The sequence below is a fragment of the Streptomyces sp. NBC_00344 genome (genome assembly GCF_036088315.1).
GTDB lineage: Bacteria > Actinomycetota > Actinomycetes > Streptomycetales > Streptomycetaceae > Streptomyces.
In genome coordinates this window covers 1,377,058-1,390,720 of the sequence record NZ_CP107996.1, presented here as the reverse complement: position 1 = coordinate 1,390,720, position 13,663 = coordinate 1,377,058, and the positions used below count along the sequence as shown (strand labels likewise).

The window sequence follows — 13,663 nt, the reverse complement described above, 5'->3', positions numbered from 1 at the left end:
CATGATGAGGGCCCTCACTGAGTGCCGGTGGAGGCGCGCCCGCCGCACCGCCGCCGCGCTTCACGCGGGGCCGTGCCGACCGGGCCGGGGGCGGCTCACCCGGAGGTGGCGGGGGGCTTCTCACTCGGAGAAGCCCCCCCCCACCTCCCGCTCTACCGCGGGCAGGCCGGCGGTACGGCGGGCGGCACTCAGGCGTCGATGATGACCGGGATGATCAGCGGATTACGACGATGCGTCCTGAACGCCCAGGAGGCCACTGCCCGGCTGATGAGCTGCTCCAGCTGGTGCACGTCTCCGACGCCCTCCTTTGCCGCGGTGGCAAGGGTCTTCTCGATCACCGGGATCACCGGGTCGAAGGTGGCGCTGTCGTGGACGAAGCCACGGGCCAGGAAGTCGGGCGGCTCGGCGAGAGCGCCCGTGTCGGCATTGACGATCGCCACCACCGTGACGACCCCCTCCTCCGCGAGGGTGAGGCGGTCCTTCAGTGACGCCTCGGTGGCGCCGCCGACCGTCATGCCATCCACGTAGACGTTGCCCGCGGGCACCTTGCCTGTGATGGACGCCCGCCCGTTGACGAGGTCGACGACGACGCCGTCCTCGGCGATGACGACCCGCTTGGGGTCGACGCCGGTGCGGATGGCGAGATCGCCGTTGGCGCGCAGATGGCGCCATTCGCCGTGTACCGGCATGACGTGCCGGGGCTTGACGATGTTGTAGCAGTACACGAGCTCACCGGCACTGGCATGCCCCGAGACGTGCACCTTGGCGTTGCCCTTGTGCACGACGTTGGCCCCCCACCGGGTCAGCCCGTTGATGACCCGGTAGATGGCGTTCTCGTTACCCGGGATCAGCGAACTGGCGAGCAGAACGGTGTCGCCCTTGCCGATCCGGATCATATGGTCCCGGTTGGCCATCCGGGACAGCGCGGCCATCGGCTCGCCCTGAGAGCCGGTGCAGACCAGAGCGATCTTGTGGTCCGGCAGCTTCTCCAGCTCCTTGAGGCCGACGACCAGCCCGGACGGAACCTTCAGATAGCCGAGGTCACGGGCGATGCCCATGTTGCGGACCATCGACCTCCCCACGAAAGCGACCTTGCGTCCGTGCAGGTGAGCGGCGTCGAGTACCTGCTGGATACGGTGCACATGACTGGCGAAGCTGGAGACGATGACCCGGCGCGGTGCGGTGCGCAGGACCTGCTCGATCGCGGGGTTCAGCTCACTTTCGGAGGTGGTGAAACCGGGTACCTCGGCGTTGGTGGAGTCGGTCAGGAAGACGTCGACGCCCTCTTCGCCGAGCCGGGCGAAGGCCCGCAGGTCGGTGATGCGCTCGTCCAGCGGGAACTGGTCCATCTTGAAGTCCCCGGTGTGCAGCACCATTCCGGCGCTGGTACGGATGGCGACCGCGAGACCGTCCGGGATGGAGTGGTTGACCGCGACGAACTCGCAGTCGAAGGGCCCGAAGCTCCGCCGGTCGCCCTCACGCACGCGCACCGTCCGGGGCCTGATGCCGTGCTCCTTGAGCTTGGCCTCGAGGAAGGCGAGCGTCAGCTTCGAACCGACGACGGGGATGTCGGCACGTTCACGCAGCAGATACGGCACACCGCCGATGTGGTCCTCGTGGCCATGGGTGAGGACGATGCCCACGACGTCGTCCAGCCGGTCCCTGATGGCGGTGAAATCCGGCAGGATGACATCCACCCCCGGCTGGTTCTCCTCGGGGAAAAGTACCCCGCAGTCGACGATCAGCAGCTTCCCTGCGTGCTCGAAGACGGTCATGTTGCGGCCGATCTCACCCAGGCCGCCGAGGGCGACGATGCGCAGCCCTCCGTCAGGCAGAGGTGGGGCGGCTTTCAGTTCTGGATGCGGATGGCTCATGATCCGACGTTACCCGCAGACCGGCCGGAGGGCTGCCACCGAGGTGTCGGCTCGGTGACAGACCTCCGTCCGGACCACCTGTTGTCACCAGCGGTGATGCCCGCGTCACCCGGGGTCACGTACTGGCGGGGGCGGCGAGATCATGGGGGCGAACTCGCCGCCGGTGGCGCGGCGGATTCCTGCGGCCGTCGGTGCTGGAGCCGTCGTCGCGCGCCCGTCAGGGATTACGGGACAGCCCTTGGCTTCCGTAGACCTCCAGTTCGTAGATCCGGGCCGCCGCGTCGGTGTTCTGGGCCGGGGTGATCACGCTCAGGCGGACATAACGGGCTGTGGCGGTCACCTGGTGGGTGGTGGAGTCGGCGGTGTTGCCGCGGACCTCGGCGGCCGTGGTCCAGTCGGTGCCGTTGGCCGATGTGCTGATGTCGAAGTCCTTGGTGTCCCAGGCCGCGTCCTCGCCACCGGCGCCGGCATGCCGGACGGTGACGGAGGACAGTGCGTGGGAGGCGCCCAGGTCCACCTGGAGGGTCTTCGTGCCGGAGGCCAGTGAGCACCACTTATCGGTGTTGCCGCCCCCGTAACTGCCGTTGACCGCTTTGTCGGGTGTTTCCGCACTGCCGCAGGCGGCGGAGCCGGTGGCGGTACGGCCCACCGCGAGATCACTCTGGCTGCCGCCGTACACCTCGAGCTCGTAGATCCTGGCTGCCGTGGTGCCCGACACGTTGCCGGGGGAGGAGATGGCAAGCCTGACGTAGCGGGCCTGCCGGGGCGAGACCGCGTTGTAGGTGCGGCTGGAACGTGATCCGGAGACGGTGGCGGCCGTCGACCAGTTGGTGCCGTCGGTGCTCGTCTGGATCTGGAACGCACCGGTGTTCCAGCCGGTGTTCTCACCACCGAGCCCCGCGTGCTTCACCACGAACGACGAGACGGTCTGCGCCGATCCCAGATCGACCTGGAGCGTGGGATCCGCCGCCAGGGAACACCATTTGCTGTTGTTCCTCAGCGAGCCGTCCACGGCCTTGTCCCCGGACTCCGCCGTCGCGCAGGGCGCCGAGTTCGTGACGGCTCTGCCCTTGGCGAGGTCGGTGCCGAGCTCCGGAGCGGCCGGCACCGCGTTGGCGCCGTCCTGGAAGGAGGGCGGCACGTCGGATGCGCCGGTGCCCCAGGTCGTACTGGGTGCCGAGCCCATCGTGTAGTCGAGCGTGGCGCCGCCCGCGACATCGGGATACCGCAGGTAGTTGTGGCTGGTGGCGCTGCCGCCGACCTTCAGCCCCTGCACGTAGCCGCCACTGCCCGACGAGTTGATGGTGATGTTCCCGCCGGGCCGCTGGAGCAGCACGGAGGGGAACTGGGGCCCGTTCGCGGCGAGTGTGTCCGCACCCGGCGTCGCCGGGTACATGCCGAGTGCCGCCCACACGTACCAGGCCGATGTCGCCCCCAGATCGTCGTTGCCCGGCAGGCCGCCGGCGCCGGTGGTGAAGGACTCCGTCATCACCTTGCGTACGGCATCGGACGCACCCGCCGGGTCCCGGGCGTAGTTGTACGCCCACGGCACCCCGTGCTCCGGCTCGTTGCCAATGTAGTAGTACGGGAGACTCTGCCCCGCGTTGACCTGGGTGAAGTGATGGTCGAGCCGCTGTACGGCAGTCTGCCGGCCGCCCATCGAGTTGATCAGGTCGGTGAAGTCGTACGGCACCATCCAGGTGTACTGCGCCGCGTTGCCCTCGGTGAAGTTGTTCTGGCTCGCCGGGTCCAGCGGCCAGCTCCAGCTGCCGTCGGAGCTGCGCGGCTGCACATATCCGGATTCGGAGCCGTAGGTGTTGCGCCACCACTGGGCGCGAGTCATGTGAGTGCCGTAACTGCCGGTGTTGCCCAGTGCCTTGGCGAACTGGGCCACCGCGAAGTCCGATGCGGAGTACTCCAGCGAGTCCGACGGGGCTCCCGGAAGGTAGTGGAGGCTGGTGTACGTCGACTGGTTCCCGCGGATGGGGGAGCCCTGCGCGGTGCCGCCGCTGGATGCCTTCTCCATCAGTGACAGAGCCGATGAGGTGTCGAAGTCCCTCACTCCGAAGGCGTACATGCTGCTGATGATGATCGGCCCCGGATCGCCGGTCATGACGAAGTCCTCGTTGGTCTGCTGCGACCACTTGGGCAGCAGTCCGCCCTGCTGGCCGTCGAGAACCATCGACTTCGCGATGTCGGCGGCTTCGGACGGGGCGATCAGAGCGATCAGGGCGGCCCAGGAACGGTAGATGTCCCACCCGGAGTAGTTCTGGTAGACGGGATGTGCGGAGTTGTGCACCGCGCCGTCGAAGCCCCGGTAGTCGCCGTTGACGTCACTGGAGATGTTCGGGCTCTGGAAGACGTGGTAGAGCGATGTGTAGAACTTCCGCAGTTCGGCGGTGGCGCCGCCGGTGACCTGGGCGCGGTTGAGTATGCCGTTCCAGGAGGTGTCGGCGGCGGTGCGGACCGCCCCGAAGTCCCAGCCGTTGTTCTCCGATGTGACGTTCGCCTTGGCGCCGTTGACGCTCACGTAGCTCAGGCCGATCTTGAACTGCACGGTCGCGGAACCGGTCGTGTCGAAGGTGAGATAGGCGCCGGTGTTGGTGCCGCTCGCACTGGTCGAGTCGGAGTTGACGGTGCCGCCCGACCATGTGCCGTGGCCGGTCGGTGTCCGGTCGAAGCGCAGATCGAAGTAGATCTGGTAGGTCTTCGACGAGCCGCAGAAGCCGCCCGCCGTGACACTGCCCGTGACCTCGGAACCGCTGATGTTCACCGAACCCGATCGATTGCCGGTCGCGCTGCGTCCGGTGTTGATCAGCAGCCGGGACGAGGCGGACGACGGATATGTCAGCCGGCCCATACCGGTGCGGGTGGTGGCCGTCAGTTCGACGTCGGTGGAGTACTTGTCGAGGCGGTTGCGGTAGTAGCCGGGCGAAGCGGACTCGCTGGACTTGGTGTACCCCGACGCGTAGCTGGTCCAGTTGCTGCCGGGGGAGGAGCCGAGAGCGCCGGTGACCGGCATCAGCGGGAGGTCCTCGTTGTTCTGGCAGCCTGCGCCGTCGAAGTGGGTGAGGCTGAAGTCCTCGATGGACTTGTCCGAGTAGCGGTAGCCGGACGGCGAGGCCGTCGGGGTGTCAGGGCTGAACTGCACCCCGCCGAAGGGCACTACGGCCCCCGGATAGGTGCTTCCGCCCGCGCCGCCGCCCACCGGGTTGGGCGCGTTGCTGTCATCGGTACCGACGAACGGATCGGCGTACTGGGTCAACGGCAGCGTCCCGGCGTGGGCCGGTGCGGCGGTGAGGCCGCCGACGCCGAGGACGGTCAGGAGGAGGGCGCCTAACGCGCCGGCGGTTCGGGATCTGAGCACTGCTGGGAGCACGGAGGACCACACCTTCTCGCGGTGGCCGTCCGTTGTGAATGCCGTACGGCGCGGCCTGGGGGCGGGGGCTGCTCTGAGCGCATGTGAACGTTACCAAGCAAAATGGAAGTGTTGATGTGTACCTGACTGCCTGTCAAGAGTGCCGTCATTTCCCGGACCGCCCTGCCGGGTTCGGTCCGAAGGGAGGGGCCGGAGACCCATGGTGTGGGGTGCGGCGCTGTCACCAGCGATGGACTGTGCCGGAACCATTGGGATCGTTCACAGCGATCCGCCGTTGCACATCGGCGCGAGCCGACGAAGCGGGGTCCGGACGGCGGCTCCGGTCGAATGCCGTGCAGGGGCGGCCTGTTGGCCGGGGGTGCGGCCGGCTGCCCGGCCGGCCTGCCATCATCGACGCATCGTCACCGGGCTACGGGTACCGCGACAGTGGCGACGCATCGGCCGACCGGCGGATGCCGGGAGGATGGCTGATTGAGGATGTCCGTGAAGCGCCCGACGATGAAGGACGTGGCCCGTGCGGCAGGGGTCAGCCCCATGACGGTCTCGCGCGTCGTCTCCGGCGAGCCCGGGGTGTCGCCCGGTACTGCGGCAAGGGTCGGGCAGGCGGTGCGGCAACTGGGGTACCAGCGCAATGACACCGCACGCCATCTGCGGCAGAAGAATCTCGGCACCGCCACGATCGCTGTCGTGGTCGACGATCTCGCAAACCCCTTCTACGCGCTCATGGTGCGCTCCATCGAGGACGAGGCGCACCGGCGCGGTCATGTCGTCCTCGTCGGCAGTACCAACGACGAACCACGACGCGAACGTGAGGTCATCGCCGCGTTCACGGCCCGCCGGGTGGACGGCCTGATCATCGTCCCGACCATCGGCAGCCACACCTTCCTCAAGCAGCCCATGGAGGGCGGTACCCGTGTCGTGTGTGTCGACCGTCCGGCCAGGGGCCTCACCGTCGATACGGTGACCGTCGACAACCGGGCCGGAGCCGAGCGCGCCGTCACTCACCTGCTCGGCCACGGGCACACCCGTATCGCCTACCTCGGCGACCGGTTCGACATCTGGACCCAGGCCGAGCGGTACGCCGGCTATCTCGACGCCCTTGCCGCCCGCGGTATCCCCGAGGACCCCGCCCTCGTCCGGCACGAACTGCGCTCCCACCGGAAGGCGCACGCTGCCCTGGCCGGACTGCGGGCCCTCCCCGATCCGCCCACCGCCCTGTTCACCAGTAACGACATCATCACCATGGGCGTGCTCGACGGTCTCGACCACCCTGCCCCGGTCGCCATCGTGGGCTTCGACGACCTGCCGCTCGCGGAGCGGCTCAATCCCCCGCTGACCGTGGTCAGCCAGGACCCCGTGGCCATCGGCGGGACCGCGGCCAATCTGCTCTTCTCCCGTATAGCGGGTGACATCTCCGCCCCGCGCTCCGTGGTGCTGCTGACCCGCTTCATCGTGCGTGGCTCCGGCGAGTCCAGGGCGCGGCCGGCCGGCGGCTGAGGGCGGGCCGGGCGGTCCGAACCATTGACATGGGCACGTCTCAGCGATGTTATGTGGTTGTTTTCGTTCGACCCCGTTGAAATGTGCGCCATTCAACCCACCCGGAGCCGCACATGTCCCACGAACGACACACCGGCAGGCAGCGCTTGGCTGCCTGCGCCGCCTCCTTCACCCTCCTCGTCGGTGGGGTCACCACCGGGGCGGGAGCCCTGGCGCTGGCCGCCACCGCTGCCGTCACCGCCGACATCGCCACGGCGCCGTCCGCGGAGGCCGCTGACAACGGCCTTGCCCTGACCCCGCAGATGGGCTTCAACAACTGGAACTCCACCGGTTGCGGTTCGCAGTTCAACGAGGCGATGGTCAAGGGCATCGCCGACCTCTTCGTCTCGCAGGGACTCAAAGCGGCCGGTTACACCTACGTCAACCTCGACGACTGCTGGGCGCTGCCGAACCGCGACGCGTCCGGCAACCTGGTCGCGGACCCCGTACGGTTTCCCGACGGCATCAAGGCAGTCGCCGACTATGTGCACTCCAAGGGGCTGAAGTTCGGCCTCTACTCCAGCGCCGGCACCAAGACGTGCAACAGTGCCGGATTCCCCGGCGGTCTCGGGCACGAGAAGCAGGACGCCGCGCTGTGGGCGTCCTGGGGGGTCGACTACCTGAAGTACGACAACTGCAACAACACCGGTGTGGACGCACAGCAGCGCTACAAAGCCATGGGCGACGCGCTGAAGGCCACCGGCCGGCCGATCCTCTACAGCATCTGCGAGTGGGGCTCCAACCAGCCCTGGAACTGGGCGCCGCCGATCGGCAACTCCTGGCGCACCACAGGCGACATCAGTGACTCCTGGTCGAGCATGATCAATATCGCCCATCAGAACCAGTCGCTCGCGTCCTACGCCAAACCTGGTGCGTGGAACGACCCGGACATGCTGGAGGTCGGCAACGGCGGCATGACGGACGCCGAGTACCGCACCCACTTCAGCCTCTGGTCGGAGATGGCGTCGCCACTGCTCATCGGCAGCGACATCCGCAGCGCGAGCGCCGCCACCCTGGCGATACTGAAGAACACCGACGTGATCGCGGTCGACCAGGATTCGCTGGGCAAGCAGGGCACCGTGGTCTCGTCCTCCGGCGGCCACGTGGTCATGTCCAAGCCACTCGCCAACGGTGACCGCGCGGTCACCCTCACCAACGAGGGCGGATCTGCGGCGACCGTCGGCACCACGGCCGCTGCGGCCGGCCTGCCGTCCGGCTCCGCGTACCGGCTCTCCAATCTCTGGTCCAAGGCCGTCTCGACGACAAGCGGATCGATCAGCGCCACGGTGCCCCCGCACGGCACCGTGATGTACCGGGTCTCCGTCGGCAGCGGCGACAGCACCGGTACCGCCCACCCGCTGGTCGGCGCCTCCTCGCACCGCTGCCTGGATGTCGTGGGCGGCGCGACGACCCCGGGCACCGGTATCGAGATCTGGGACTGCAACGGCGCCGCCGACCAGCGGACGACCTTCACCGCCGCCGGTGAGCTCCGCCTCTACGGCGGCTCGCAGTGCCTGGACGCCTATGACAACCAGACCGCCTCGGGTACCAAGGTGGAACTCTGGACCTGTAACGGCGGGGCCAACCAGAAATGGAAGCTCAACCCCGACGGGACCGTCACCGGCACCCAGTCCGGACTCTGCCTCGATGTCACCGGCGGCGACAAGCCCGCGGGGAATGTCAACGGCACCGCGCTGGAGCTCTGGACCTGCAACGGTGGCGCCAACCAGCAGTGGAGCCTCGGGTAGAACCATCGGGGCCGGATGACCGGCCGTCCCACCGACGGCGCCGCTGAGGACCTGTTTCCGCGGCGCCGCCGGCGGCCGGGAGCCGAGCGGCGCACCGGCCGGCCGGACACTCCCGCACCGCCGGGATGAGCCCGGTGGCACGCGCGTCGCCGATGACCTTGCGGAAGTACGCGCCCGGGTCCAGCCCGGTGATCCGGCGGATCGGCTCCCCGATCAGGAAGCCGAAGACATGGGCGTGATACTCGTACGCGCTTCCCGGCGGCCACAGTGGCTGCTGCGCCTCGATCGCGCGGACCACCGGTGTCCACCTCACGAACCGCGAGAATACGTCCGCGACCGCTCCGAACCCTTCGTCGGCCCATCCGCCGTGCTCCACCGGGTCTTCCCTCCCATGACGAGTTGCCCGCACCGGGGCACTCCGGATCGGTTCGACCGGGGCACGGGATGCGGCCGGTGGCACCCCTCCAGCGAATTGACGCGAGTCCGGCTGCAGTGGGGCTCAGTCCGGCCTGGGCCATCATGTGTTGCGGTCCGGTGAACCCGTCACCGTAGGGGAATGCCTGCCCGCGGGCCGGACTTCTCATTGCCGAACCGCCAGGGCTGCCCCGGCAGCCCGTGTTCCGAACCGGATTGAGGGAGCTCATGCCCAAGGCGTATGTATTCACCCGCAACGGAGGGCCGGAGACCGAGGCCCTTGTCGAGCGGGAGGTGCCGGCCCCCGGGCCGGGAGAACTGCTCGTCGCTGTGCGGGCGGCAGGCGTGAATCCGGTCGACTGGAAGCTGCGCTCCGGATTCCGCAGGCCCGGTGAGGGCCCTCCGGTGTTTCCCGCCGTCTTCGGCAGCGAGGTGGCCGGGACCGTCGAGCGGGTCGGACCCGGCGTCGAGGGGTTCGAGGTGGGGCAGGCCGTCTTCGGCACTCCGCGGACCGGCGGTTACACCGAATACACGGTGCTGTCCGCGGAGGTCACCGCGCTCAAGCCGGACGGCCTGTCCTTCGCCGAGGCGGCCGTTCTGCCGGTAGCGGCGGCCACCGCGTACGACGGACTGCAGCAGCTCGGTCCGGCAGGCGGCTCCACCTTGCTGATCACCGGCGCGGGCGGCGGGGTCGGCGTTGCCGCCGTGCAGATCGCCCGCCACATGGGTGTACGGGTCGTCGGCACCGCCGCTGCGGACAAGAAGGCCTTCGTGGAGTCGCTGGGTGCGGTGCATGTGCCCTCAGGCCCCGGTGTCGCGGAACGGGTAAGGGCAGCGGCCCCCGACGGTGTCGACGCGGTCTTCGACCTGGTCGGCGGCGACACGCTGAAGGAGGTGGCCGAGCTGGTCACCGATCGGACGCGGCTGATCAGCGCGGGTGGCAAGCCGCTGGCCGTCGAGCTCGGCGGAGCAGCGGTCGTCAGGGCCCGTAACGCGGCCGTCTTCGACGAAGTGGCCCGTCTGGCAGTCGGCGGGGCACTGCGGACGTTCGTCACCGGGTCCTATCCGCTGGACAGGGCTGCGGAGGCGCTGCGCGCCGTGGAGAGCGGCCACACCCAGGGCAAGATCGTGATCGAGATGGGCTGATTCACCCCGTTCGGAACAGCTCTCACGTGCCCCGAGGTGCGCGTGACAGACCAGCCGTGACGGCCGGCACCCGTCCCGCGACGGGGTGTGGACCCTGCCGGTGCAGGGGGACCTCAGGATCGGTCCGGGCTCGGTGACCACCGAGGGTGCGGTGGCCGGCTCCGACCGTGTGAACACCTGCCGCGACCGGCCCGGCATGACGGGGCCCCGTGCGGATCGCGTCTGCACGGGGCCCCCAACGGCGCGGCGATCCGGGCGGGTTCAGGCCGCCCGGCGGCCACGCCCGCGTGCGGAGCGGACGATGTCCGCATAGCGGTGTCCGCTGCCCTTGATGGTGCGGCGCTGCGTCGGGTAGTCGACGTGTACGAGGCCGAAGCGCTTGTCGTAGCCGTACGCCCACTCGAAGTTGTCGAGCAGGGACCAGGCGAAGTATCCCGCCAGTGGAACGCCGCGCCGGGCGGCGCGGCTGCACGCGGCGAGATGCTCGTCGAGGTACTGGGTGCGCTCCGGGTCGTCGACGCAGTTGTCCGGGCGGACCACGTCCGGGTAGGCGGAGCCGTTCTCCGTGACGTAGATCTTCTCCGGGCCGTAGTCCTCGGTCAGCCGCAGCAGGATGTTCTCCAGGCCGTCGGCGTTGACCTCCCAGTCCATCGCGGTGTGACGGGCGCCCGGCAGATAGACCTGCTTGGCGTGCGGCAGCGGACCCTTCGGGTCGTCGGCGACGACATTGCGGAAGTAGTAGTTCACGCCCAGCCAGTCGAGCGGCGCGGCGATGGTGTCGAGGTCGCCCGCCCGGATCGGCAGGTCGACGCCGTACAGATCGACCATGTCCTGCGGATAGCCGCGGCCATGGATCGGGTCGAGCCACCAGCGGTTGGTGTGTCCGTCGGCGCGGACAGCCGCGGCCACGTCCTCCTCACGCTCGGTGGCCGGCTCGCAGGTGGTGATGTTGTTGACGACGCCGACCCTGGCACCCGGCACCGCGGCACGGATCGCCTGGGTGGCCAGGCCGTGGCCCAGATGCAAGTGGTACGACGTGCGGACGGCGGCGGTGATGTCCGTGAGGCCGGGCGCCATCGTGCCCTCGAGGTGGCCGATCCACGACGAGCAGAGCGGCTCGTTGAGCGTCGTCCAGTCCTTCACCCGGTCGCCGAGCCGCTCCGCGACCACCGCCGCATAGGTGGCGAAGTGCTCGGCGGTGTCCCGTGAGGGCCAGCCGCCGCGGTCCTGAAGAACCTGCGGCAGGTCCCAGTGGTACAGAGTCGGAAAGGGAGTGATGCCCGCTTCGAGGAGGCCGTCCACCAGCTCGTCGTAGAAGGCGAGCCCCTTGTCGTTGACCGGGCCGTCGCCGCCCGGAACGACGCGCGGCCAGGCCACGGAGAAGCGGTAGGCATCCACGCCGAGCTGCTTCATCAGCCCGATGTCCTCACGCCAGCGGTGGTAGTGATCGCAGGCCACATCGCCGTTGTCGTTGTTGTCGATCTTCCCCGGGAGGTGGGAGAACGTGTCCCAGATGGAGGGAGAACGGCCGTCCTCGGCTACGGCTCCCTCGATCTGGTAGGCGGCGGTGGCCACACCCCAGGTGAAGTCGGCGGGAAGGGAGTTGAAGTCGTTCACGGACGGACTGCCTTTCTGCTGTGCTGTTCGGTACCGCCGGAGACTGCGGTCACTTGACAGCGCCGGCGGTGAGACCGGCGACGAGGTAACGCTGGAGGAGGAGGAAGCCGGCGACCACGGGGATGCTGACCACGAGGGACGCGGCCATGATCTGGTTCCAGTACACGTCGTTCTGTGTCGAGTAGCCCTGGAGACCCACGGCGAGCGTTCTCGTGTTGTCGTTCGTCATGACCGAGGCGAAGAGCACTTCGCCCCACGCGGTCATGAACGCGTACAGGGTGACGGCGACGATGCCGGGGATCGCGGCGGGCACGACGACCCTGAACAGCGCGCCCAGCGGCCCGCAGCCGTCCACCATCGCCGCCTCGTCGAGATCCTTCGGGATGGAGTCGAAGTAGCCGATCAGCATCCAGATCGAGAACGGCAGCGAGAAGGTCAGGTAGGTGAGGATCAGGCCGCCGCGCGAGCCGTAGAGGTCGATGCCCGTGGAGTTCCCGATGTTGACGAAGATCAGGAACAGCGGGAGCAGGAAGAGGATGCCGGGGAACATCTGCGTGGAGAGCACGGTGACCGTGAAGACCCGCTTGCCGCGGAACCGGTAGCGGCTCACCGAGTACGCCGCGAAGATCGCGACGACCACCGAGCAGATGCTCGCGGTGCCCGCCACGATCAGCGAGTTCACGAAGTACCGGGCGAGTGGGATCGTGCTCCAGATGTCGACGTAGGGGCGGATGCTGAAACCGTTCGGGATCCAGGAGAACTTGCCCGAGACGTCGGACAGCGGCTTCAGCGAGCTGCTGAGCATCACGTAGACCGGCACCAGGGTGAAGACCGTGATCAGCGTGAGTACCACGCGCCGGGTCCAGACAAAGGACTGCGGGGGCGCGGTGGGCGACCGGTGGACGGTGGCCCCGGGCGACCGGGGGGCGTGGGTGGAGCTAGCCATCGGAAGTTTTCCTTCCGCGCGAGGTGAAGATCAGGTAGACGGTCGTCACCACGAGCAGGAACAGCAGGAGCAGTACGGACATGGCCGACCCGCTGCCGAAGTTCCAGGTGTCGAACGAGGACTGGTAGATGTGGATGGAGATCAGGTCCGCGGATTCCGGCGCCGACTTCCCGAACAGCACGTACGGCGTGTTGAAGTCGTTGAACGTCCACAGGAAGAGAACGAGGACCAGGACCTGGTTGACCGGGCGGAGCGAGGGCATGGTGATCTTGCGGATCTGCTGCCACAGTCCCGCGCCGTCGATCGACGCCGCCTCGTACAGCTCGCGCGGGATGTTCTGCAGCGCGGCCATGACCATGAGGAAGGCGAACGGCCAGGACTTCCAGATGGCCACGATGACCAGCGCGTAGAAACTGTTGTCGCCGATGAGCCAGAACGACGGCTTGTCGGTGATGTGCAGCTGGTCGTGGAGCACATGGTTCACCAGGCCGTTGTCCCGCTGGAACATGAACGCCCAGGTGATGATGGCGGCATAGGCCGGCAGGGCGTACGGGACGAGGAAGATCGTCCGAAGGAGGCCCCGGCCGCGGAAGTTCTCCTGCATGAGCACCGCGGTACCGGTGCCGACCAGCCAGGAGAGGCCGACGGCCAGCAGCGTGAAGCCGAGGGTGACGTAGAAGGAGTGCAGCAGGGCCTTGCCGATCGGGGCGTCGAAGTCCACCGCGACCCGGTAGTTGTGCAGCCCCGTCCAGGGGGCGTTGCTCCAGTTCCGGATGAAGAACTGGGTGAGCCCGCGGAAGCTCATCACCATACCGATGATCATCGGCAGGATGTGGATCAGCAGTTCCAGCACCAGCGCGGGCAGGAGAAGCAGGTAGGGCAGGCCGCCGCGGCGGATCCGGTCGGGAATGCGCGGGAAACGTCCCCGCGCACCCCCGGACTTCAGAACATCGTCGCCGGCCGCCTGCGGTACCTGTGAGGTGGTATCGGTGGCGGTCATGGG

The 13,663-nt window shown here is 68.3% G+C and carries 9 protein-coding genes; 3 read left to right on the top strand and 6 right to left on the bottom strand.

The features are described 5' to 3' along the window. Nucleotides 1–188: 188 nt before the first annotated feature. Together OHS16_RS06285 and OHS16_RS06280 are read right to left on the bottom strand one after the other, a co-directional pair. Nucleotides 189–1,874: a ribonuclease J gene (locus OHS16_RS06285; RefSeq protein ID WP_328536178.1), complete on the bottom strand. Its 1,686-nt coding sequence runs from the start codon at nucleotides 1,872–1,874 to the stop codon at nucleotides 189–191. Between the two features lie 217 nt (nucleotides 1,875–2,091). Continuing rightward, nucleotides 2,092–5,253, bottom strand: coding sequence for a GH92 family glycosyl hydrolase (locus tag OHS16_RS06280; RefSeq protein WP_328536177.1), 3,162 nt, complete (start codon nucleotides 5,251–5,253; stop codon nucleotides 2,092–2,094). 483 nt (nucleotides 5,254–5,736) lie between these two features. Here OHS16_RS06280 and OHS16_RS06275 point away from each other — a divergent pair, with 483 nt between their 5' ends. Together OHS16_RS06275 and OHS16_RS06270 are read left to right on the top strand one after the other, a co-directional pair. Continuing rightward, the gene (locus tag OHS16_RS06275; protein WP_328536176.1) at nucleotides 5,737–6,750 is read left to right on the top strand and encodes a LacI family DNA-binding transcriptional regulator; all 1,014 of its coding nucleotides are present in this window, start codon (nucleotides 5,737–5,739) and stop codon (nucleotides 6,748–6,750) included. Between the two features lie 113 nt (nucleotides 6,751–6,863). Then, on the top strand, nucleotides 6,864–8,537 hold the full coding sequence (locus OHS16_RS06270) for a glycoside hydrolase family 27 protein (RefSeq protein WP_328536175.1): 1,674 nt from the start codon (nucleotides 6,864–6,866) through the stop codon (nucleotides 8,535–8,537). On the opposite strand, the gene OHS16_RS06265 is transcribed toward OHS16_RS06270, so the two are convergent. Then, nucleotides 8,470–8,835 (bottom strand): serine hydrolase, encoded by a 366-nt coding sequence (locus OHS16_RS06265; protein ID WP_443042748.1) that lies wholly within the window; start codon nucleotides 8,833–8,835, stop codon nucleotides 8,470–8,472. The genes OHS16_RS06270 and OHS16_RS06265 overlap by 68 nt on opposite strands. 344 nt (nucleotides 8,836–9,179) lie before the next feature. On the opposite strand from OHS16_RS06265, the gene OHS16_RS06260 reads away from it, so the two are divergent. Further along, nucleotides 9,180–10,097: an NADP-dependent oxidoreductase gene (locus tag OHS16_RS06260; RefSeq protein WP_328536173.1), complete on the top strand. Its 918-nt coding sequence runs from the start codon at nucleotides 9,180–9,182 to the stop codon at nucleotides 10,095–10,097. Between the two features lie 261 nt (nucleotides 10,098–10,358). Here OHS16_RS06260 and OHS16_RS06255 read toward each other — a convergent pair whose 3' ends face one another. The 3 genes from OHS16_RS06255 to OHS16_RS06245 are packed head-to-tail and all read right to left on the bottom strand — an operon-like array spanning nucleotide 10,359 to nucleotide 13,660. Further along, nucleotides 10,359–11,714, bottom strand: coding sequence for a GH1 family beta-glucosidase (locus tag OHS16_RS06255; protein ID WP_328536172.1), 1,356 nt, complete (start codon nucleotides 11,712–11,714; stop codon nucleotides 10,359–10,361). 49 nt (nucleotides 11,715–11,763) lie between these two features. Next, a complete protein-coding gene (locus tag OHS16_RS06250) occupies nucleotides 11,764–12,660 on the bottom strand; it encodes a carbohydrate ABC transporter permease (RefSeq protein ID WP_328536171.1) in 897 nt (298 codons plus the stop codon). Then, on the bottom strand, nucleotides 12,653–13,660 hold the full coding sequence (locus OHS16_RS06245; protein ID WP_328536170.1) for a carbohydrate ABC transporter permease: 1,008 nt from the start codon (nucleotides 13,658–13,660) through the stop codon (nucleotides 12,653–12,655). The genes OHS16_RS06250 and OHS16_RS06245 overlap by 8 nt, the downstream gene beginning before the upstream one ends. Between the last annotated feature and the right edge of the window lie 3 nt (nucleotides 13,661–13,663).

Coding starts and splice junctions, on each gene's coding strand:
- OHS16_RS06285 (WP_328536178.1), bottom strand. CDS start 1,874: ATGAGCCATCCGCATCCAGAACTGAAAGCCGCCCCACCTCTGCCTGAC.
- OHS16_RS06250 (WP_328536171.1), bottom strand. CDS start 12,660: ATGGCTAGCTCCACCCACGCCCCCCGGTCGCCCGGGGCCACCGTCCAC.
- OHS16_RS06270 (WP_328536175.1), top strand. CDS start 6,864: ATGTCCCACGAACGACACACCGGCAGGCAGCGCTTGGCTGCCTGCGCC.
- OHS16_RS06245 (WP_328536170.1), bottom strand. CDS start 13,660: ATGACCGCCACCGATACCACCTCACAGGTACCGCAGGCGGCCGGCGAC.
- OHS16_RS06260 (WP_328536173.1), top strand. CDS start 9,180: ATGCCCAAGGCGTATGTATTCACCCGCAACGGAGGGCCGGAGACCGAG.